This is a genomic window from Janthinobacterium sp. CG3, assembly GCF_000344615.1.
Taxonomy (GTDB): Bacteria; Pseudomonadota; Gammaproteobacteria; order Burkholderiales; family Burkholderiaceae_D; genus Janthinobacterium.
The window spans coordinates 2485797-2505390 of the sequence record NZ_KB467824.1; the positions used below are offsets into that span (position 1 = coordinate 2485797).

A 19594-nucleotide genomic window follows, 5' to 3' on the forward strand; every position below is an offset into this window, starting at 1 on the left:
CAACCCCGGGGTCCGTAGGTCGGATTAGCCAAGCGTAATCCGACGCCGAGCCGCCGCCGACGCCAGTCGGGTTACGCCGTTCCGGCTAACCCGACCTACCAAAACCCTTCAATTAACGGCATTCGGGTCCGACCCCGGCGCTTTGCCCCGGCTTGATTTCCAGCGCCAACGACGTTAAGTTGGCGCGGTTTTCGTCGCTCGGGTTAGCGCACCGCCGGCGACACCGTCGCCAGGAACCGCGGCGCGCGCCGGTGCAGCGTCGCCTGCTCGAACGCATACGCCATCTTGATCAGCGCCGCCTCGCTGTAGGCCGCGCCGACGAACGACAGCCCCACCGGCAGGCCGTGCACGAAGCCGGCCGGCACCGTCACGTGCGGATAGCCGGCCACCGCCGCCGGCGTCGAAAAACTGCCGCCGTAATGGTCGCCGTTGATAAAGTCGGTCAGCCAGGCCGGCCCGCCCGTCGGCGCCACCAGCGCGTCGAGCTGGTGCTCGCGCAGCACCTGGTCGAGGCCCTCCTCGCGCGCGTAGCGTTGGTTGTTGGCCAGCGCGTCCAGATACTCCCGGCTGTCGAGTCCCTTCTTGCCTTCCGCGAGCAGCAAATACTCCTGGCCGAAATAGCGCATCTCGGCGCGCTGGTGCTTCTGGTTGAAGGCGGTCACGCCGGCCATGTCCGCCACCGGCGCGCCGGGCGCGTACTCCCTCAAATAGTCGGCCAGGCCGGCCTTGAACTCGTGCAGCATCACCTCGGCTTCACTATCGGCGTACTTGGCGACGTTGGGCACCTGCACCGGGTCGACCAGGATGGCGCCCTGCGCCGCCAACACCAGCAGCGCCCGTTCGATTACCGCGTCGAGGCCGTCGTTGCTGCCGAAGAAATCGCGCGCCACGCCGATGCGCATGCCGCGCAAGCCCTTCTTGTCGAGCGCCCTGGCGTAGTCGCCGGCCTTGCCGGCACCGTCCAGCGTGGCGGCGTCGGCGCGGTCGACGCCAACCATCGCCGCCAGCATCAGCGCGGCGTCGGCGACGCTGCGCGCCATCGGCCCGGCCGTGTCCTGGGAACGGGAGATCGGAATGATGCCGCTGCGGCTGACCAGGCCCAGCGTCGGCTTGATGCCGACCAGGCCGCAGACCGACGCCGGCGAGACGATCGAGCCGTCGGTCTCGGTGCCCACCGCCAGCGTCGCCAGGCAGGCCGCGATGGCCGCGCCCGAGCCCGAGCTGGAACCGCTGCAACTGCGGTCCAGCGCGTAGGGGTTGCGGGTCAGGCCGCCGCGCGCGCTCCAGCCGCTGACCGAATGGGTCGAACGCATATTCGCCCACTCGCTCATATTGGTCTTGCCGAGAATGACGGCGCCGGCCGCGCGCAGCCGCGCCACCACGTGGGCGTCGCGGCTGGCGCGCACGCCGGCCAGCGCCAGCGAACCGGCGCTGGTGCACATGCGGTCGCCGGTGGCGATGTTATCCTTCAGCAGAACCGGAATGCCGTGCAGCGGGCCGCGCACCTTGCCGGCGGCGCGCTCGCGGTCCCTTTCGCGGGCGATCGTCAAGGCGTCGGGATTGAGTTCGATGATGGCGTTGATGCGCGGTCCGGAGCGGTCGATGGCGTCGATGCGGGCCAGGTACTGCGAGGTCAGCGCGTGCGAACCGAGCCGGGCGGAGCGCATCAGCGCCTGCTGGCGCAGCACGCCGGCGTCGAGCACGCCGCCGGCGCCGGGCTGCGCGGCGGCCGCGGCACCCGGCGCCTGACTGACACCTGCGGCGGCGCCAGCGGCCAAACCGATCCGAACGAAATCCCTACGATCCATGCCATCCCCAATTTACGGTCATGCGCAAAACCGCGTTTGCGCGAGTCCGTAGCATAGCAGCGCGAGTCATTGGAAATCCAGACAAGATTAGTTTTTTTGCATGCAAAAAAAGATAACAAAAAAAACGCCGCTGAAACGCCGAGGCCGAAAAAAGGACGAAAAAAAACGCTGCCTGTTTTCGGCAGCGTTTTCGCAGATGCGCGCCTAAGTGTTATCTTAGTTACGGACCACGCGCTTGTATTCGTTGGTACGGGTATCGATTTCAATCGTATCGTCCTGGCTGACAAACAGCGGCACTTGAACGGTGTGGCGATGCGCTTCGATGGCGTTTTCGATCTGCGCTTCTTTCAAGACGTTACCCGAGGTATTGCCTTTGACCGCTGGCTCCGAATAGAAAATCTGACGAGCGATGGTGGTTGGCAATTCAACCGAAATCGCTTTGCCGTCGTAAAACACGGCTTCGCATTCCATACCGTCTTTCAGGTAATGCAATGCATCGCCCAGGTTTTCTTCTTCGATTTCATACTGGTTGTATTCAGCGTCCATGAACACGAACAATGGATCGGCGAAATACGAATACGTCACCGGCTTTTTATCGAGAACAACCACGTCAAATTTATCGTCGCCGCGGAATACGTTTTCCTGAGGGCTGTTCGTCAGAAGATTTTTCATCTTCCATTTGTACGTGAAGCCCGTGCGGCTCGAACCGTTGACATCGGAACGCAAGATGATCATAGGCTTGCTGTCGACCATAATGATGTTGCCAACGCGAATTTCTTTTGCAGGTTTCATAGGGAGTGTACGTAAAAAGTAGGTTGCATAAAAATCATCTGTCGCCTCTGGGCCAAGGGCGCCGAAAGCTCACGTTTGATCGAAAAAAATACGTTATAAATTAACCGGGCATTTTACCCTGTTTTTCGCGCCCCGCCTACCGCAGCGAACGGGAAAACTTCAGCAGGTTGCTCGCCAGATCGCCGTTGGCCAGCATTTCCCCCTGCCAGCCGGCGGAGCGACGCGCCACTTCCGCCATGTCCGCCTGAACCGACGGCCACAGCGCGGACCAGTCGGCCCGCTCGCCGACGCCCGGCGCCGGCGCGCCGTTCCAGCGCAGGGAAAAGGCGGTCAAACTATCAATGTTGTCGCAATAGCGTTGCAAAAACGCCCGCAATTTGACATGGTGCAAATTCTCGTCCTGCGGATAAATATGCCAGATAAACGGCTTACCCGCCCACTGCGCGCGCACAAAAGAGTCTTCGCCGCGCACAAAATTCAGGTCGCAAGCCCATAACAGCTTGTCGTAGTCCGGCTGGGCGACAAACGGCAACACGCGCACGGTCAGCGCGCCGCGCGTAGCTGCCGCGCCCGCGCCCGCCGCCGAACCGAGAAACGCCCGCACCGCCTCGACCGCGACGCCTTCGGGTACCAGGCAGGTGACGGGCGCATCGCCGCTTTGCCACGCGGCAAACATTTCCGCGACCGGCGCGTGCGGATAGCAGAACAGCGACACCTTTAGCGACGCCATCTCGGCCGGCGCCACGCCAAACCTGGCCAGGAAGGCGGCCATGGCCGCCGGCTCCGACTGGAACTGCCGACGCTGCCCCTCCAACGCGGATTCGCGCAATAGGCCGCCGGTTTTACTGGTGAATCCGGGAAAGAAAAAATGTTTCGTCAAAGGCAAGCGGGGATGCGGCGACGGCAAAGTGTGGCAACCCTCGACCCACTCCTCGGCAGTCAAGCCTTCCAGATTCAGCCACACCGGGCGCGGATCGCACCCGGCCATCGCGGCAATATAGCCCGGCGGAATATCGCAGGCGAAAAACTCGATCACGATGTCGGCCACATCGCCGGGCGCAAACACGCCCTCCTGGTCGCGCCAGTGGCGTACCGCCACGCCGGCCAGCTGCTGCGCCTCGGCGTCGAGCGCGACGTCCGGGCAAATGCGCTGAAAAGTCGGCAAGTCGTCGACCCACAGGGTGACGGCGATGCCGTGCTCGCGCTGCAATTGGCGGGCGAAGCGCCAGCAGATGCCGATGTCGCCATAGTTGTCGACGACCTTACAGAACAGGGCCAGGGAGGTCGCGCGGTTTTTATCGGGTTGCATAGTGGATGGTTGTCATTCAAGGCTAGGCGTACGGCAAGGATGCCCCACATTGTATCGCCTAGGCGCGCCGGCGTGCCGGATGTTGGCGTGAACACGCCGTAATTTGGCATTCTCCACAATATGCCGGGCGACAAAAAAGCCGCTCAAGGCGGCTTATTTGCTGGCTTCCAACGAAGCTGAACTGGCGTCCCCAAGGGGATTCGAACCCCTGTACTCACCGTGAAAGGGTGATGTCCTAGGCCTCTAGACGATGGGGACAGAAATCTGTCCTGAATGCCGAACCGCGCATCCTGACCTGGTAGTGCCGACTGCCGAAAAAGCCTTGGCGTCCCCAAGGGGATTCGAACCCCTGTACTCACCGTGAAAGGGTGATGTCCTAGGCCTCTAGACGATGGGGACCTGTGCTGATGATACCGTTCAGCGGACTCTGATTCGAGAGTTTTTTGCCCCTCAAAAAAGCGTGCGCGAAGTTTAACACGAAGCGCCGCGCTAAATCAATAGATGGGCCGCCGCCGCCAACGTTTATTTCACCAGGACAACGATAGCCGGCATACGAAAATCCGCAACTTCGCGAGCGTCATCGCGGCGGGAACCCCACGCGGTGCTGCTAGCCGGCCCAAAACAACAGGCCGACGCCTTATGACGTTCGCCACATCTGCATTAAGCCAATCATGTGTACCAATCCATAAGCCAGGCAAATCAGCGAACTCCAGACCAGAAAGGGCGTGGGCGGCACCTTCGCAATCGATATCAGCGGCAAAATGGCCAGACCCCTAAGCAGATAGACGATCGTGATCAACACCAGCGCCAACTCCAAAAACGGCAACCGGGCCAGCAGTCCGGCGCCGGAAAATGCATATGCGGACCATGCCGCCAAGACCAAGGCGATGCACGAGGTGACGATCGTCGGATACAAGTGCCCGGCCTGCGCCGCCGTAGCCATCCGCTCCCCCGCGCCAAAAAAACGATACCAGGACGGGCCGCCCAGGATGATGCCGATGTGCAGCACCGCCGCGATGGCGCTCAAACATCCGCCGATCAAAAGAAGAATATTGTAGGGTTTGTTCATCAGTTAAGGGGCAGCAAGTTGAAATTGCATTCATATTAACATTTCTCGCCGCCGATATACTGGCACTGCAATTCAAAACCCTTTCATGCGTCGATTCCAAAAGGTCGCGACGGAGGAATCAGCAGCGAAGGACGCGCCAGCGTCGCGCACAACGCGGCGATCGCATCATCGACACAAGTTCGAAGCCAGTCCGATGATCGATGCGTACCTGAAAACGATTCAGCCGGCAAAATAGTGGAAATAAATACCCAAAGCGTCATCAAGGTGCCGCAAGGTAAATGGATTCAATTGGCAAGCAACAAGCGGCCAACGCGAGACCGGGCCGGTCCGCCGCGCCAAATTGAAGATATGGAGGGGGAGGAAAACAAAAAAGCCGCACTAGGCGGCTTGATCTGTCACTTGCTATGGACGTGTTTGCCGGCGCTGGCCCCGCAAACTGTCGAAATTGGCGTCCCCAAGGGGATTCGAACCCCTGTACTCACCGTGAAAGGGTGATGTCCTAGGCCTCTAGACGATGGGGACCATGAACTGCTCAATTTTCTGTGCTTTGGTGGAGGTAAGCGGGATCGAACCGCTGACCTCTTGCATGCCATGCAAGCGCTCTCCCAGCTGAGCTATACCCCCCTGGCACAGAACATTACAAACCGCGTGAACGGCTTTTACTAGCTACTGCTTTACTACGAAACCTGGCGTCCCCAAGGGGATTCGAACCCCTGTACTCACCGTGAAAGGGTGATGTCCTAGGCCTCTAGACGATGGGGACCCTGAACTAGCATTTACTACATCTGCACCATATTCAAACTAAACGGAGAAACTTCTTTTCCATTTGCTGGTGGAGGTAAGCGGGATCGAACCGCTGACCTCTTGCATGCCATGCAAGCGCTCTCCCAGCTGAGCTATACCCCCGTTGGCGCAGAAACAAGAGTATAGCAAAGATACAGAAGAACGCAAATACCCTTTTGCAACTATTAGAGATATTTGGCCAAACGCGCCAGGGCGGTTTCGCGGCCGAACACTTGCAGCACCGCGTCGATGGCCGGGGTTTGCAGCTGGCCAGTGAGGATCAGGCGCAGCGGCATCGCCAGCAATGGCATCTTCAGCGTGTTCGCGGCCAGCACTTCCTTGATCATCGCGGCCAACGCCTCCTTGCTCCACTCCACGCCTTGGCAGCGCTGGGCGAACTGCGCCAGCGCCGGCTTGATGGCGTCGGTCAGGTGCTGCGCCAGCAGGGCCGCGTCCGGCTGCGGTTCGCGGTAGAACAGCATCGCCGCCGTCGCCAGTTCGTTGACGGTGTTGACCCGCTCTTTCAGCATGCCCAGCACCAGCGCCAATTCCGGCGCGCCGTCGAAGACCGCGCCGTCGGCCAGCATCAGCGGACGGGCCAGGTCCGCCAGGCGGGCGTTGTCCGCTTGCTTAATATAGTGGTTGTTCAGCCATGCCAGTTTTTCGTGGTTGAACTGGGCCGCCGATTTGGTCAGGTGGTTCAGGTTGAACCACTCGCAGAACTGCTCCATCGAGAACACTTCGTCGTCGCCATGGCTCCAACCCAGCCGCGCCAGGTAGTTCAGCATCGCTTCCGGCAGGTAGCCCTGGGCCGGGTAGTCCATCACGCTGACGGCGCCGTGGCGCTTCGATAGCTTCTCGCCGTCGGAACCGAGGATCATCGGCAGATGGCCGTACAGCGGCAGCGGCGCGCCGATCGCGCGCAGGATGTTGATCTGGCGCGGCGTGTTGTTGACGTGGTCGTCGCCGCGCAGCACGTGGGTGATGCCCATGTCCCAGTCGTCGACGGCGACGCAGAAATTGTAGGTCGGGGTGCCGTCCGGGCGCGCGATGACCAGGTCGTCCATTTCGCGGTTCGAGATGGTGATACTGCCTTTGACGACGTCGTCCCAGGTGACGTCGCCGTCCAGCGGGTTCTTGAAGCGCACCACCGGCTTACGGTCGGCCGGAACCGCCGGCAGGGTTTTGCCCTCTTCAGGACGCCAGGTGCCGTCGTAACGCGGCTTGTCGCCGGCGGCGCGCATTTTTTCGCGCATCGCCTCGACCTCTTCCGGCGACGAGTAGCACAGGTAGGCGGTGCCCTCTTCCAGCATGTTGGCGACGACTTCGCGGTAGCGATCCATCCGCTGCATTTGGTAGAACGGGCCTTCGTCGTGCTCCAGGCCGAGCCACTTCATGCCGTCGATGATCGCCTGCACCGCTTCCGGCGTCGAGCGTTCCAGGTCGGTGTCTTCGATGCGCAGGATGAAAGTGCCGCCGAAGTGGCGCGCGAACGCCCAGGAGTACAACGCCGTGCGGGCGCCGCCGAGGTGGAGGTAGCCGGTCGGGCTGGGAGCGAAACGGGTGCGGACGGGCTTAGCGGATGCAGTGGTCATCGAAGTGGTCAGGCTAAAAGAGAAAGACGCCATTTTACCGCGTTGGCACTGGCCGGGGCCAAACCGGTCGGCGCGATATTCGTCGGTCGGATTACGCTGCGCTAATCCGACCGGCGACACTGTGCCGTTAATTCGACCCGCAACCAAGGGCGAGGGCCAGCGGCGTTTTATAGCCGGCGGATTTGTTCGGCGATGCGCTCGGCCTGCCTTTGCAGCGCCGCCTCGAAGACGTCGACCAGTTGCGACAGCGGCCGGTGCAGCGGTTTAACGATATTCACGGTGAACGGCAGCGACACCGTGAAGCGGCGGATTTGCAGCCCCTGCCCGGCGAAGTCGAGCGCCGTCAGCGGGTTGACGATGGCCAGGCCGACGCCTTCGCGCGCCATCGCGCACACCGAGGCGGCGCTGGGCGTGTCGAGCACCATGCGCCGTTCGACGCCGCCCTGGCGGAAAATTTCGTCGATCTGCTGGCGGTAAGGGTCGACCGCCGACAGGCTGATGAAGGGCTGCCCGGCGAAGTCGGCCGGCGCCAGCGCCGCCTTCGCCGCCAGCCGGTGCCCGTCCGGCAGCACGCACACCTCGTCGACCGACATCAGGGGACTCAGCACCGTGCCGGGCGGCGCGTTGTCAACCTCGGTCAGGCCGAGGTCGTGCCGCTGCGCCGACAACCACTCCTCCAGCAGCGGCGACTCCTGCGGCGTGATGCTCACGCTGACCTTCGGGAATTGCGCCAGGAACGGCCGGCACGCCTGTGGCAGCAGCGACTGCGCGAACACCGGCAGGCAGGCGATCGACAACTGGCCCTGCTCGAACTGGCGCAGCGCGGCGGCGGCGCTGACGATGCGCTCCAGCCCGAAATAGGCGCGCTGCACCTCCTCGAACAGTTGCAGCGCCTGCGCGCTCGGGCGCAGGCGCCCGCGCACCCGCTCGAACAGCGTCAACTGGGTCAGGTATTCGAGCCGGGCCAGCTCGCGGCTGACGGTCGGCTGCGAGGTGTTGAGCATCTGCGCCGCGCCGGTCACGCTGCCGGCGGTCATGATGGCGCGGAACACCTCGATATGGCGCAGGGTAATGGACATGGCCGGAAGGGTTGAGGATAAACATATATCATAAATGAATAAGGTAGCGTCAAATAGATATTTTCTGTTTGACGCGCAGCGCGCCATAATGTTTCCACACGACAGACGCAAGCGCGGCCACCGCCCCTACCCATATAAGAAAGCAGACAATGAACAGCATTTCAGAGCAGACCCTCGCCGAACTGGCCCAACAACACGGCACCCCCTTGTGGGTCTACGACGCCGCGCTGATCCGCGCGCGCATCGCCCAGCTGGCCTCGTTCGACGTGGTGCGCTTCGCCCAGAAGGCCTGCTCCAACATCCATCTGCTGCAATTGATGCGCGACGCCGGCGCCCACGTCGACGCCGTCTCGCTGGGCGAGATCGAGCGCGCGCTGCAAGCGGGTTTTACGACCGAAGAAAAGAACGGCGCCGCCGGCGTGGTGTTCACCTGCGACCTGTTCGACCGCCCCACCCTGCGGCGCGTGGCCGAGTCGAAAATCGAAGTCAACGCCGGCTCCATCGACATGCTGCACCAGCTGGGCGCGGTGTCGCCGGGCCACCGGGTCTGGCTGCGCATTAACCCGGGCTTCGGCCACGGCCACAGCAACAAGACCAACACCGGCGGCGAAAACAGCAAGCACGGCATCTGGCACACTGAACTGAAGGACGCCATCGCGCTGATCCGCCAGTACGGCCTGCACCTGGTCGGCCTGCACATGCACATCGGCTCGGGCGTCGACTACAGCCATCTGGAACAGGTTTGCGGCACGATGGTCGAACTGGTCGCCGGCATGGGCCACGACATCGAGGCCATCTCCACCGGCGGCGGGCTGTCGGTGCCGTACCGCGAAGGCGAGCAGCCGGTCGACACGGCGCACTACTTCGCGCTGTGGGACGCGGCGCGCAAGCAGATCGAGGCGCACCTGGGCCACCCGGTGCGCATCGAAATCGAGCCGGGCCGCTTCCTGGTCGCCGAGGCGGGTTTGCTGGTCACGGAAGTGCGCGCCACCAAGCAGATGGGCGGCAATCACTTCACGCTGCTCGACACCGGCTTTAGCGAGTTGATGCGCCCGGCCATGTACGGCAGCTACCACGAGATGACGGTGCTGGCGCGCGACGGCCGCGACCTCGCGGCGCTGCCGCCGCGCGCCACCGTGGTCGGCGGGCCGCTGTGCGAATCGGGCGACGTGTTTACGCAGTTGGAGGGCGGCGTGGTCGAGACGCGCTTGCTGGCGCAGGCGCAGGTGGGCGATTATGTGGTGATGCACGGCGCCGGCGCGTACGGCGCGTCGATGTCGTCGAACTACAACAGCCGCCCGCACGCCGCCGAATACCTGGTCGACGGCGCGCGGTCGCGCCTGATCAGAAGGCGCCAGACGGTGGCGGAATTGATTTCGCTGGAATTGCTGGGGTAATGCGAAGGGCGGCGCCGCGGGTGTGTCGGCTCGCCCGCCAACGCGGATCGCAGGTCGGGTTAGCCGGAACGGCCTAACCCGACACCGGCGTCGACGCAGGCCGAGGCGCGATACTTACTTGACGGTGACTTTGATGGTGTTGCTCAGCGCCGGGCCGTACGATTGGTGCGCGCCGTTGGCGAACTGCATCGTCAGGCTGTAGACGCCGGGCGCCAGCTTGACTTCGGCTTCGGTCTGGCCCTTGCCGAAATGCAGGTGGGAATCGTCGAACGGCACCGAATCGCCGGCCTTGATCGATTCCTTGTTGATCAGCAGGTGGTGGTGGCCGCTGTTGGCGGCGATCTCGCCGGCCGGCTTGACGTCCATTCCCGCCACGGCGAACTTCACCTTGAACGGGCTGCTGACGGTGGCGCCGTCGGCCGGCTCGGTGAAGGAAACCGATTGCGCGAAGGCGCTCGCCGCCATGCAGGCGGTGACGATGGTGGCGGCCGCCAGGCGGCGCAGGAACTGGGTGCGGATATTCATCTAGGCGTTTCTCCTTGGTTGCTCAATCGACCGTCAGTCGTTTTTGATGACGATGCTTGGGAACTTGCTGGTCAAATCCTTGGCCTTCTCGGCCACTTTCACCGCGATCTTGCGGGCGATCTCTTTATAGATGGCGGCGGCGGCGCCGTCCGGCTCGGCGACCACGGTCGGCCGGCCGGAATCGGTCTGCTGGCGGATCGCCATCGTCAGCGGCAGCGCGCCGAGGAAGTCGACGCCGTATTCGCCGCACATCTTCTGGCCGCCGCCGGCGCCGAAAATCTCTTCCGCGTGGCCGCAGTTGGTGCAGATGTGGGTGCTCATGTTCTCGACGATGCCGAGGATCGGAATGCCGACCTTCTCGAACATCTTCAAGCCCTTGCGCGCGTCCAGCAGCGCGATGTCCTGCGGCGTCGTGACGATCACCGCGCCCGTCACCGGCACTTTTTGCGACAGCGTCAACTGGATGTCGCCGGTACCCGGCGGCATGTCGACGATCAGGTAGTCAAGGTCGCGCCAGTTGGTTTGCTCGAGCAACTGCTGCAGCGCCTGCGTGACCATCGGGCCGCGCCACACCATCGGCTCGCCCGGGTCGATCATGAAGCCGATCGACGACACCTGCAGGCCGTGGTTTTCCAGCGGCTCCATGGTCTTGCCGTCGGTGGTTTTCGGTTGTTCGTTAATGCCCAGCATCATCGGCTGCGACGGGCCGTAGATGTCGGCGTCGAGCAGGCCGACCGAGGCGCCCTCGGCCGACAAGGCCAGCGCCAGGTTGACGGCGGTGGTCGATTTGCCGACGCCGCCCTTGCCGGAAGCGACGGCGATGATGTTCTTGACGTTCGGCATCAGCTTCAGGCCGCGCTGCACGGTGTGCGAAATAATCTTCGAATACACGTTGACGGCAACCGAGGCGGCGCCGGGCAAGGCCTGCAGCGGCGCCTGCACGCTGGCGCGGATGGCCTCGAACTGGCTCTTGGCCGGGTAGCCCAGCTCGATGTCGAGCGAAATGGCGCCGCCCTCGACCTTCAGGTTCTTGACGCACTTCGAGGCCACGAAGTCCTTGCCGGTGTTCGGATCGATAACGCTTGAGAGGGCTGCCTTGACGTCTTCTACTGTGATGCTCATGAAAATCTCCGTGTGTGATCCCGCAGTCTAGCGCAAAATTGACGAAAAATCAGGGCGGCCCGCCGCGCCGCCGATGTCCAGCCGGCCTTTCCGCTGTTAAAATGTATTTTTTATCCAACCCAAAGTGCATCAATCATGACTCGCAAGCTGTTCGTCACCACTGCCCTGCCTTACGCAAACGCCGCCTTCCACATTGGCCACATGATGGAATACATCCAGGCCGATATCTGGGTCCGGTTCCAGCGAATGCAACGCGACGGTGCGAGCCCGCGCGAGGTGCACTTCGTCGGCGCCGACGACACCCACGGCACGCCGATCATGATCGCCGCCGAAAAAGAGGGCCTGACGCCGCAGGAATTCGTCGCCAGGATCGCCGCCGGCCGCGCCCAGTACCTCGACGGCTTCCACATCGCCTTCGACAACTGGTACTCGACCGACTCGCCGGAAAACGTCGAGCTGTCGCAGGGCATCTACCGCAAGCTGCGCGACACCGGCCTGATCGTCACCAAAACCGTCGACCGCTTCTTCGACCCGGTCAAGGGCATGTTCCTGGCCGACCGCAACATCAAGGGCGAATGCCCGAAATGCGGCGCCAAGGACCAGTACGGCGACAACTGCGAAGTGTGCGGCGCGGCCTACCAGCCGACCGAACTGGTGCGCCCGTTCTCGGTGTTCACCGGTTCGACGCCGATCATGAAACCGTCCGAACAATACTTCTTCAAGCTGTCCGACCCGCGCTGTTTCGTCTTCCTCAAGGACTGGCTGAACACGCCCGGCCGCCTGCAGCCTGAAATGGTCAACAAGGTCAGCGAATGGCTGGGCGAAGCCGGCGAAAAGCTGGCCGACTGGGACATCTCGCGCGACGCGCCCTACTTCGGCATCCCGATTCCCGACGCGCCGGGCAAATTCTTCTACGTCTGGCTGGACGCGCCGGTCGGCTACCTGGCCAGCCTGAAGAACTACTGCGACAAGAAGGGCATGGACTTCGAAGCGCTGCTGAAGGACCCTGCCACCGAACAGATCCACTTCATCGGCAAGGACATCGTCTCCTTCCACCTGCTGTTCTGGCCGGCGATGCTGAAATTCGCCGACCACCCGGTGATCGACAAGCTGACCGTCAACGTGCACGGCCACCTGACCGTCAACAACGAGAAAATGTCGAAGTCGCGCGGCACCGGCATCTCGCCGCTGCGCTACCTGAACCTGGGCATGAACCCGGAATGGCTGCGCTACTACATCGCCTTCAAAATGAACTCGAAGGTCGAAGACCTCGACTTCACCGGCGACGACTTCGTGGCGCGCGTGAACAGCGACTTGATCGGCAAATACGTCAACATCGCCAGCCGCTGCGCCGGCTTCATCGCCAAGAAATTCGACGGCAAGCTGGCCGCCGGCCTGTCCGACGGCGCCCGGGCCTGGGTCAACCGCGCGCTGACGGTCGAGCACGACGGCGTCGCCAGCGAGCGCCAGGCCAGCATCGCCCACCACTTCGAGCACCGCGAATTCGGCAAGGCGCTGCGCGAAATCATGGAAATCGCCGACATCACCAACCAGTACGTCGACGAGAACAAACCGTGGATCCTGGCCAAGGACGAGACCAAGCTCGCCGAGCTGCACGACGTCTGCAGCGCCGCGCTGATCCTGTTCCGCCAGTTGACGATCCTGCTGTCGCCGGTGCTGCCGGACGTGGCCGCCAACGTCGCCCGCTTCCTCAACGACGCGCACCTGAGCTGGGCCGACACCGACGTCGCCAGCGGCGCGGTTTACCAGACTATGCTGGGCCGTAGCATCGGCGCCTACAACCACCTGATGACGCGGGTCGACGCCAAAATGGTCGAGGCCCTGTTCGACGCCCCGGCGCCGGCCGCCGCCCCCGCTGCCGTGGCGGCCGCGGCCGCCGACGCCGCGCCGGCGCTGCAAGCGTCGGCGCCAAGCAGCCAGATCGAGGCGCTGGCGCCGGAGATCAAGATCGACGACTTCGCCAAGATCGACCTGCGCATCGCCAAAATCGTCAACTGCGAACACGTGGCCGGCTCCGACAAGCTGCTGCGCCTGACGCTGGACGCCGGCGAAGGCCGCCTGCGCAACGTCTTCTCCGGCATCAAGGCCGCCTACCAGCCGGAAGAGCTGATTGGCAAGCTGACCGTGCTGGTGGCCAACCTGGCGCCGCGCAAGATGAAATTCGGCGTCTCCGAAGGCATGGTGCTGGCCGCCTCCGCCGCCGACGAAAAAGCCAATCCGGGCATCTACATCCTCAACCCGTGGCCGGGCGCGGAACCCGGCATGCGGGTCGGCTAAGGCATAGCGATGAACATCGTGGTGCGGGAAGCAACGGACGCCGACGCGAAACTGATCGCCGACCTGACGCGGGCCGCGTGGGCCGGCAAGGTCAGCGTCACCTCCAGCGGCCACCGCGAAACGACGGTCCACGTCGGCGAGCACCTGCGCGCGGGCGGCGGCTTCATCCTGCTGGTCGACGAGACGCCGGTCGGCTCGCTGCGCTGGCTGCCGCTCGACAGCGCAGCGGACGTGTGGGAAATCCTGCGCATGGGCGTGCTGCCGGCCTACCGCGGCAGCAACATCTCGCAGCACCTGCTGGAGGCGGTGATCCACCACGGGCTGGCCTCGGGCGTGGAAGAACTGCGGCTGGCGGTGCGGCTCGACCAGCCCAAGCTGCGCGATTTCTACACCGCCTACGAGTTCGAACTGGCCGAGGAACTGGAATACTCGCACGCCAACCCGTTGGAACCGGCGCCGATGGTCATGCGGCGCGCACTGCGCTGCTAGCGCGCCACCGGTTCAAACAACACAGCGGCAAAGAGCCGGCGCCAAGGCGAGAGGGCCAGCCCCCAAGGGTCCGACCCCGGGGTGGCGCCCTTGGCTTACCCCTTGCGCGACGACACCACAATCCCCCCCACAATCAACAAAAACGCCAAGCCGTGGTACGGCTGCGGCAACTCGCCCAGGAAAGCGGCCGACATCAGGGCGGCGAACAGCGGCGTGAGATTACTGAAAAACGCCGCCACGCTCGGGCCGGCGCGCTGCACCCCCGCGCCCCAGCAGCGAAACGCGATCACCGCCGGGCCGACCGCCACATACACCAGCGCGGCGACCAGCGTCCAACTCCAGCCGATCCGCGCGCTGCTCAGCGTCCACTCGCCGGCGGCGAAAGCGCCGGACCACACCACCCCGAACGCCACCTGCGCCAACAAAAAACTGGCCCAATGGCCGCGCACGTCGTCGGGCGCGTTCGAGCGCGTCAACAACCAGCTATACAACGACCACGCAATCGTCGCGAAAACCATAAACACATCGCCCGGCACCAGGCGCAACTCCAGCGCATGGCGCAACTCGCCGCGGGCGAGCACCAGCAACACGCCGGCGATCGACAGCGCCGCGCCCAGCACCTGCCTGCCGGACACGCGGGCGCCGAAAAACAGCCAACCGGTGAGCATCATCCAGACCGGCATCCCGGCCGCGACCAGCGTCACATTGATCGGCGTCGAACTTTGCAGCGCCATATACTGCAGCGCGTTATACATCCCGACGCCCAGCAAGCCGAGCACGGCGAAGCGGCGCCAATGCGACCACAAACCGCTGCCGCGGCGGAAAATCGGCCCCGCCAGCGGCAGCAAAATAAAGAACGCGATCAACCAGCGCAGGAAATTCAAGGTCATCGGCGGCACCATCTCATGCACCAGCCGCCCGACAATGGCATTACCCGCCCACAACAATGGAGCGAGGACCAACAAAAAAACGGTGGAAGGCGTCAAACCTGGATTCATAGGCAAGCAATAAAGTGGACTCGGGAAAAACCGACACCCCGGGGTTGTCGGTGCGTCGAGGATAGCCGATTTCGCCAGCGACGGCAGGGGACGCCAAAAATGCTACGGCGGCGGGGCATTTTTGGCCGTTTTCAGCCGATTCCTACCCGGGCCGTGGAGATAGAATGACCGCAGCACCGCCCGGCGCGGTAAAATATCGATTGCCTCTTACCAATAAGACTATATGAAACTTACCAAACAGTTCCAGTTGTATGAATCCGATCACACTTTGTTTATCAAGGCGCTGAAAGAGAAGAACCCGGGCATGGAAGAGGGCCAGCGCGCCGGCCGCGCTTTGTTGTGGGATAAGCCGCCGGTCAGCCTGAGCGAGCAGGAAAGCCAGATGGAATCGGCCATCAAGCAACAAGCTTACGTTTACCAGAACAAGATTTAAGCGATCGGGACGAGCGCTATGTTGCCAGTCGAACCGGCGGCAATGACGCCGGCGGTCGATCCGGTCGGTTTCGCGCGCCTGTACGGCGAGCCGCTGATGCGCATGCCGACCGACCTGTACATCCCGCCCGACGCGCTGGAAATCTTCCTGGAGGCCTTCGAGGGGCCGCTGGACTTGTTGCTCTACCTGATACGCAAGCAAAACTTCAACATCCTCGACATTCCGATGGCGCAGGTCACCCTGCAGTATCTGAAGTATGTCGACCAGATCCGCGTGCACAACCTGGAGCTGGCCGCCGAGTACCTGCTGATGGCGGCGATGCTGATCGAGATCAAGTCGCGCATGCTGCTGCCCTCGACCAGGTGCGACATCGAGGACGATATCGGCGACCCGCGCGCCGAGCTGGTACGGCGCCTGCTCGATTATGAGCAGATCAAGCTGGCCGCCTACGATTTGAACGCGCTGCCCCAGCTCGAGCGCGATTTCCTGCGCCCGGCCATTTTCATCGAGCAAAGCCTGACGCCGACCTGGCCCGACGTCGAGCCGGCCGACCTGCAGGCGGCCTGGTTGGACGTGCTGAAGCGCGCCAAGCTGACCCAGCACCACAGGATCAGCCGCCAGGAACTGTCGGTGCGCGAACACATGACGGGTATCCTGCGGCGCCTGCAAACGGCCCGCTTCGTCGAGTTCGCCGATCTGTTCGACCCCGCCGGCGGCGTGCCCATCGTCGTCGTCAACTTCGTCGCGCTGCTGGAACTGGCCAAAGAAACCCTGATTGAAATTACGCAAGCCGAGCCGTTTGCGCCGATTTATGTGCGGCTGGCATATTCGCCGGCCTGAGCGGACCGCGCGCCGCCCCCCCACCGTTTTCCCATTAGCGCCATAGCGAAAGCAATCCATGAAAATCATTTCCTCCATTGAAGAGTTGCGCGACCAGTTAAGCGGGCAGTTGCGCACGGCCTTCGTCCCGACGATGGGCAATCTGCACGAAGGCCACCTGTCGTTGATGCGCCTGGCGCGCAGGCACGGCGACCCGGTGGTCGCGTCGATTTTCGTGAACCGCCTGCAGTTCGGGCCGGGCGAAGACTTCGAGAAGTATCCGCGCACCTTCCAGGCCGACGTCGAGAAGCTGGAAAAGGAAGGCGTCTACGTGCTCTTCGCGCCGACCGAGAAGGACCTGTACCCGGAGCCGCAGGAGTTCCGCGTGCGCCCGCCCGACGACCTGGGTAACACGCTCGAGGGCGAGTTCCGCCCGGGCTTCTTCACCGGCGTCACCACCGTCGTACTCAAGCTGTTCTCCTGCGTGCAGCCGCGGGTGGCCGTGTTCGGCAAGAAGGATTACCAGCAGTTGATGATCATCCGCAACATGAGCCGCCAGTTCGCGCTGCCGACCGAAATCATCGCCGCCGAAACCTACCGCGCCGACGACGGCCTGGCGCTGTCCTCGCGCAATATGTACCTGTCGCCGGCCGAGCGCGCCGAGGCGCCGTCGCTGTACCAGGGCTTGAACGTCGTCGCCGATGCCGTGCGCGCCGGCAACCTCGACGTCGCCGACCTGGAGCGCGCGGCAATGCAGCAACTGGCCCAGAAAGGCTGGAACCCCGACTACATCTCGGTGCGCAAGCGCATCGACCTGCAAGCGCCGTCGGCCGACGAGCTGGCGCGGGGCACGCCGCTGGTGGTGTTGGCCGCCGCCAAACTGGGCCAAACCCGCCTGATCGACAACCTGGAAATCTAGGCCCTCCCGCCCGCCCGCCTCCAACGCAATTCGGGGGCGGGTCTGGACATGGCGGTTTTCCAAACGGAAAACCGCCATGTCCAGACCCGACCCCTTTTTTTTTGCCGGGCCGCCGCCTGAAAAATGGGGAACTTTTTCACTGCCGAGCACCGTTACATCTTGCTTTTTGGCTTCAAACCCTTGTGCTAAAACGTGAAGACCGCGTATGCGGCGCAACGCGTTTCTCACGCGAAAATGAACAGTCTTTACCCGTAGCGAAAGTGTTTTCCCATGACCGTATGGAGGCTCACATGGCTCTCACAAGTGATGCAGCAAAAAAGTTCTTTGGTAGTTTGTATGACCGTTCCAACACACCCGATCTCTGCGGTGGTCAAGTAATTTCGGACACAACAATAGGGGCTTTTTTTGCCATTTCCCGCTCGTAGGCGGCGGGCGGCATTGCCCAGTACTGAATTCAATCGCTTGCAGTTGTAGAACCCGACGATGTAGTCCGTGATATGAGAATACGCGCAAATCCAGCGACGCGCAAGGCGCGGTCCCAATCCTAGGAAAAGCCGCGGCAGGTCGCAATATGTCCGGATTAGAATATCACTCATATAAACATGCATATAATAACTTCTACCTAGCCTGCTACGCTGGGGCCATGGACACATTTTCGACACCCGGCCAGGCCGCACTTGTCCGCCCCGGCATCACCTCCCCCACCGAATGGCAAACCCGCATCGACCTCGCCGCGTGCTATCAGTTATGCGCGCTGTACGGCTGGGACGACGGTATTTACACGCATATTTCAGCCGCCGTACCCGGCGAACCGGGTCGTTACTTGATCAACCCGTTCGGCATGCGCTTCAATGAAGTCACGGCGTCGAACCTGGTCAAGGTCGACAGCGACGGCAACATCGACGGCCAGTCGCCATACACGGTGAACAAGTCCGGCTTCCGCCTGCACGCGGCCGTGCACAAGGCGCGTCCGGACGCCGCCTGCGTCATGCATTTGCATAACCTTGCCGGCATTGCCGTCGGGATGCAGGATACCGGCCTGCAGCCGCTGTCGCCGTACGCACTGCGTTTTTACGGCGAACTGGCCTATCACGACTACGAAGGCATTGCCATGACGGAAGACGAGCAGGAGCGCCTGGTGCGCAACTTGGGCCCCCGTTACGCTATGCTATTGCGCAACCACGGCAGCCTGACCGTGGGCCGCACCATTCCCGAAGCGTTCGTGCTGATGGAAACCCTGGACCGGGGCTGCGATGTACAACTGCGCGCGCAAGCGGCGATGGTGCCGCTGCGCCAGCCGTCGGAAGCCATGTGCCTGAAAGCCCATGCGCAACTGGTGGGCGACGGTTCGCCTGAGGGCGTGCCCGAGTGGCCTTCCCTGTTGCGTCGCCTGGACGCCGCCGGCTCCCCATACCGTACCTGATCCCCTTACTGAGAAGAAGCAACTATGCCGACCATTAACGTTCAACTGTTCGAAGGCCGTACCCTGGAACAAAAACGCGCCTTCGTACAGGCCGTCACGGAAGCCACCGTCAAAACCCTGGGCGCCGCGCCGGAATCGGTCGACATCCTGATCCATGAAATCAAGCGCGAGCACTGGGCCACCGGCGGCAAGCTGTGGTCGGACGAATGAGCAAACGTCCTATATAACGGGACCGGACGCGGGGGCCGGATGCGGCCTCCCGCCGGTACGTGTTTCTTTCCGTCTGAGCCCCGGCCCGCCGCACCGCAGCAGGGTTCCGCTCCGGCTTAGTAGTGGCTCAGGCTCCAGGCGCCGGACAATCCCGCGCCGGTAGCCCAGGTGCCGCCCATCGCCAGCGGCGAATCGAGATTGCCGTTGAAGGTGGCGCTGGCAACGCCGCTCACGCTCAGCTTGAACGCCAGGTTGCCTTGCGCGTCGACGGTGCCGTTGACGGCAAACGCCCCGCCTTGGCCGGAGAAGCACGAACCGCTCACGACGCCGGACGCGGAGATATCCACGCTGCAGTTACCCGCATCGGCGCCCGAATAGTCGCCCGTCCACGTGCCGGCGCAGGTTTCGATACCGATTTTATCAAAATAATAATTCGATGTGAATTATATACGTCAATTCGATTCTATCAGGAACAAATAGTTACGTTATGGGAATTCGCTATCAAGGCGATACACGGCGGGGGATG

At 62.8% G+C, this 19594-nt stretch carries 18 protein-coding genes and 6 tRNA genes; 8 read left to right on the forward strand and 16 right to left on the reverse strand.

The annotated features are described in order from the left end of the window. Nucleotides 1-203 precede the first annotated feature (203 nt). The 12 genes from JANGC3_RS0110755 to JANGC3_RS0110815 form a co-directional block, all read right to left on the reverse strand. On the reverse strand, nucleotides 204-1808 hold the full coding sequence (locus JANGC3_RS0110755) for an amidase (RefSeq protein ID WP_026132830.1): 1605 nt from the start codon (nucleotides 1806-1808) through the stop codon (nucleotides 204-206). A gap of 216 nt (nucleotides 1809-2024) precedes the next feature. Continuing rightward, entirely contained in the window at nucleotides 2025-2600 is a 576-nt protein-coding gene (locus JANGC3_RS0110765) for an elongation factor P (protein ID WP_017876498.1), read from the reverse strand. Between the two features lie 136 nt (nucleotides 2601-2736). Then, a complete protein-coding gene (earP, locus tag JANGC3_RS0110770) occupies nucleotides 2737-3909 on the reverse strand; it encodes an elongation factor P maturation arginine rhamnosyltransferase EarP (RefSeq protein ID WP_017876499.1) in 1173 nt (390 codons plus the stop codon). Between the two features lie 182 nt (nucleotides 3910-4091). After that, nucleotides 4092-4167 (reverse strand) — tRNA-Glu (locus tag JANGC3_RS0110775). A 65-nt stretch (nucleotides 4168-4232) separates the two neighbouring features. Beyond that, nucleotides 4233-4308 (reverse strand) — tRNA-Glu (locus tag JANGC3_RS0110780). A 238-nt stretch (nucleotides 4309-4546) separates the two neighbouring features. Next, nucleotides 4547-4978, reverse strand: a complete 432-nt coding sequence (locus tag JANGC3_RS0110785; protein ID WP_017876500.1) for a hypothetical protein — start codon at nucleotides 4976-4978, stop codon at nucleotides 4547-4549. Nucleotides 4979-5424: 446 nt separating this feature from the next. After that, nucleotides 5425-5500 (reverse strand) — tRNA-Glu (locus JANGC3_RS0110790). 26 nt (nucleotides 5501-5526) lie between these two features. Then, nucleotides 5527-5602 (reverse strand) — tRNA-Ala (locus tag JANGC3_RS0110795). Nucleotides 5603-5665: 63 nt separating this feature from the next. Beyond that, nucleotides 5666-5741 (reverse strand) — tRNA-Glu (locus JANGC3_RS0110800). Between the two features lie 67 nt (nucleotides 5742-5808). Continuing rightward, nucleotides 5809-5884: transfer RNA gene (locus JANGC3_RS0110805), tRNA-Ala, on the reverse strand. Between the two features lie 62 nt (nucleotides 5885-5946). Further along, nucleotides 5947-7356, reverse strand: coding sequence for a glutamate--tRNA ligase (gene gltX, locus JANGC3_RS0110810; protein ID WP_026132831.1), 1410 nt, complete (start codon nucleotides 7354-7356; stop codon nucleotides 5947-5949). A gap of 167 nt (nucleotides 7357-7523) precedes the next feature. Next, complete coding sequence (locus tag JANGC3_RS0110815; protein ID WP_017876502.1) at nucleotides 7524-8435, reverse strand: LysR family transcriptional regulator; 912 nt, start codon at nucleotides 8433-8435, stop codon at nucleotides 7524-7526. 149 nt (nucleotides 8436-8584) lie between these two features. On the opposite strand from JANGC3_RS0110815, the gene lysA reads away from it, so the two are divergent. Then, nucleotides 8585-9832: a diaminopimelate decarboxylase gene (gene lysA / locus JANGC3_RS0110820; protein ID WP_017876503.1), complete on the forward strand. Its 1248-nt coding sequence runs from the start codon at nucleotides 8585-8587 to the stop codon at nucleotides 9830-9832. Between the two features lie 114 nt (nucleotides 9833-9946). Here lysA and JANGC3_RS0110825 read toward each other — a convergent pair whose 3' ends face one another. Next, nucleotides 9947-10357: a DUF4399 domain-containing protein gene (locus JANGC3_RS0110825; protein WP_017876504.1), complete on the reverse strand. Its 411-nt coding sequence runs from the start codon at nucleotides 10355-10357 to the stop codon at nucleotides 9947-9949. Between the two features lie 33 nt (nucleotides 10358-10390). Further along, nucleotides 10391-11479 carry an iron-sulfur cluster carrier protein ApbC gene (apbC, locus tag JANGC3_RS0110830; RefSeq protein WP_017876505.1) on the reverse strand — a complete coding sequence of 363 codons (1089 nt, stop codon included), beginning with the start codon at nucleotides 11477-11479 and terminating at the stop codon, nucleotides 10391-10393. Nucleotides 11480-11614: 135 nt separating this feature from the next. Between apbC and metG the strand changes: the two genes are divergently transcribed. Continuing rightward, the gene (metG, locus tag JANGC3_RS0110835; RefSeq protein ID WP_017876506.1) at nucleotides 11615-13777 is read left to right on the forward strand and encodes a methionine--tRNA ligase; all 2163 of its coding nucleotides are present in this window, start codon (nucleotides 11615-11617) and stop codon (nucleotides 13775-13777) included. Between the two features lie 9 nt (nucleotides 13778-13786). Further along, complete coding sequence (locus tag JANGC3_RS0110840) at nucleotides 13787-14266, forward strand: GNAT family N-acetyltransferase (protein ID WP_017876507.1); 480 nt, start codon at nucleotides 13787-13789, stop codon at nucleotides 14264-14266. A gap of 95 nt (nucleotides 14267-14361) precedes the next feature. On the opposite strand, the gene JANGC3_RS0110845 is transcribed toward JANGC3_RS0110840, so the two are convergent. Next, a complete protein-coding gene (locus JANGC3_RS0110845; RefSeq protein WP_026132834.1) occupies nucleotides 14362-15264 on the reverse strand; it encodes a DMT family transporter in 903 nt (300 codons plus the stop codon). Nucleotides 15265-15487: 223 nt separating this feature from the next. Here JANGC3_RS0110845 and JANGC3_RS0110850 point away from each other — a divergent pair, with 223 nt between their 5' ends. The 5 genes from JANGC3_RS0110850 (at nucleotide 15488) to JANGC3_RS0110870 (ending at nucleotide 19068) form a co-directional block, all read left to right on the forward strand. Next, the gene (locus JANGC3_RS0110850) at nucleotides 15488-15697 is read left to right on the forward strand and encodes a DUF3460 family protein (RefSeq protein ID WP_017876509.1); all 210 of its coding nucleotides are present in this window, start codon (nucleotides 15488-15490) and stop codon (nucleotides 15695-15697) included. A gap of 18 nt (nucleotides 15698-15715) precedes the next feature. Beyond that, nucleotides 15716-16537 (forward strand): segregation and condensation protein A, encoded by an 822-nt coding sequence (locus JANGC3_RS0110855; protein WP_017876510.1) that lies wholly within the window; start codon nucleotides 15716-15718, stop codon nucleotides 16535-16537. A 58-nt stretch (nucleotides 16538-16595) separates the two neighbouring features. Next, complete coding sequence (gene panC, locus JANGC3_RS0110860) at nucleotides 16596-17435, forward strand: pantoate--beta-alanine ligase (protein ID WP_017876511.1); 840 nt, start codon at nucleotides 16596-16598, stop codon at nucleotides 17433-17435. Between the two features lie 643 nt (nucleotides 17436-18078). After that, complete coding sequence (locus JANGC3_RS0110865; RefSeq protein ID WP_026132835.1) at nucleotides 18079-18858, forward strand: class II aldolase/adducin family protein; 780 nt, start codon at nucleotides 18079-18081, stop codon at nucleotides 18856-18858. Between the two features lie 24 nt (nucleotides 18859-18882). Continuing rightward, complete coding sequence (locus tag JANGC3_RS0110870; protein ID WP_017876513.1) at nucleotides 18883-19068, forward strand: 4-oxalocrotonate tautomerase; 186 nt, start codon at nucleotides 18883-18885, stop codon at nucleotides 19066-19068. A 116-nt stretch (nucleotides 19069-19184) separates the two neighbouring features. Here the strand turns inward: JANGC3_RS0110870 and JANGC3_RS0110875 are convergent, their stop codons facing one another. After that, the gene (locus JANGC3_RS0110875; RefSeq protein ID WP_026132836.1) at nucleotides 19185-19415 is read right to left on the reverse strand and encodes a hypothetical protein; all 231 of its coding nucleotides are present in this window, start codon (nucleotides 19413-19415) and stop codon (nucleotides 19185-19187) included. Nucleotides 19416-19594 lie beyond the last annotated feature (179 nt).

Excerpts from the sequence above, each read along its gene's own strand:
- JANGC3_RS0110755 (WP_026132830.1), bottom strand. The coding sequence starts at position 1,808 with ATGGATCGTAGGGATTTCGTTCGGATCGGTTTGGCCGCTGGCGCCGCC.
- JANGC3_RS0110765 (WP_017876498.1), bottom strand. The coding sequence starts at position 2,600 with ATGAAACCTGCAAAAGAAATTCGCGTTGGCAACATCATTATGGTCGAC.
- earP (WP_017876499.1), bottom strand. The coding sequence starts at position 3,909 with ATGCAACCCGATAAAAACCGCGCGACCTCCCTGGCCCTGTTCTGTAAG.
- JANGC3_RS0110785 (WP_017876500.1), bottom strand. The coding sequence starts at position 4,978 with ATGAACAAACCCTACAATATTCTTCTTTTGATCGGCGGATGTTTGAGC.
- gltX (WP_026132831.1), bottom strand. The coding sequence starts at position 7,356 with ATGACCACTGCATCCGCTAAGCCCGTCCGCACCCGTTTCGCTCCCAGC.
- JANGC3_RS0110815 (WP_017876502.1), bottom strand. The coding sequence starts at position 8,435 with ATGTCCATTACCCTGCGCCATATCGAGGTGTTCCGCGCCATCATGACC.
- lysA (WP_017876503.1), top strand. The coding sequence starts at position 8,585 with ATGAACAGCATTTCAGAGCAGACCCTCGCCGAACTGGCCCAACAACAC.
- JANGC3_RS0110825 (WP_017876504.1), bottom strand. The coding sequence starts at position 10,357 with ATGAATATCCGCACCCAGTTCCTGCGCCGCCTGGCGGCCGCCACCATC.
- apbC (WP_017876505.1), bottom strand. The coding sequence starts at position 11,479 with ATGAGCATCACAGTAGAAGACGTCAAGGCAGCCCTCTCAAGCGTTATC.
- metG (WP_017876506.1), top strand. The coding sequence starts at position 11,615 with ATGACTCGCAAGCTGTTCGTCACCACTGCCCTGCCTTACGCAAACGCC.
- JANGC3_RS0110840 (WP_017876507.1), top strand. The coding sequence starts at position 13,787 with ATGAACATCGTGGTGCGGGAAGCAACGGACGCCGACGCGAAACTGATC.
- JANGC3_RS0110845 (WP_026132834.1), bottom strand. The coding sequence starts at position 15,264 with ATGAATCCAGGTTTGACGCCTTCCACCGTTTTTTTGTTGGTCCTCGCT.
- JANGC3_RS0110850 (WP_017876509.1), top strand. The coding sequence starts at position 15,488 with ATGAAACTTACCAAACAGTTCCAGTTGTATGAATCCGATCACACTTTG.
- JANGC3_RS0110855 (WP_017876510.1), top strand. The coding sequence starts at position 15,716 with ATGTTGCCAGTCGAACCGGCGGCAATGACGCCGGCGGTCGATCCGGTC.
- panC (WP_017876511.1), top strand. The coding sequence starts at position 16,596 with ATGAAAATCATTTCCTCCATTGAAGAGTTGCGCGACCAGTTAAGCGGG.
- JANGC3_RS0110865 (WP_026132835.1), top strand. The coding sequence starts at position 18,079 with ATGGACACATTTTCGACACCCGGCCAGGCCGCACTTGTCCGCCCCGGC.
- JANGC3_RS0110870 (WP_017876513.1), top strand. The coding sequence starts at position 18,883 with ATGCCGACCATTAACGTTCAACTGTTCGAAGGCCGTACCCTGGAACAA.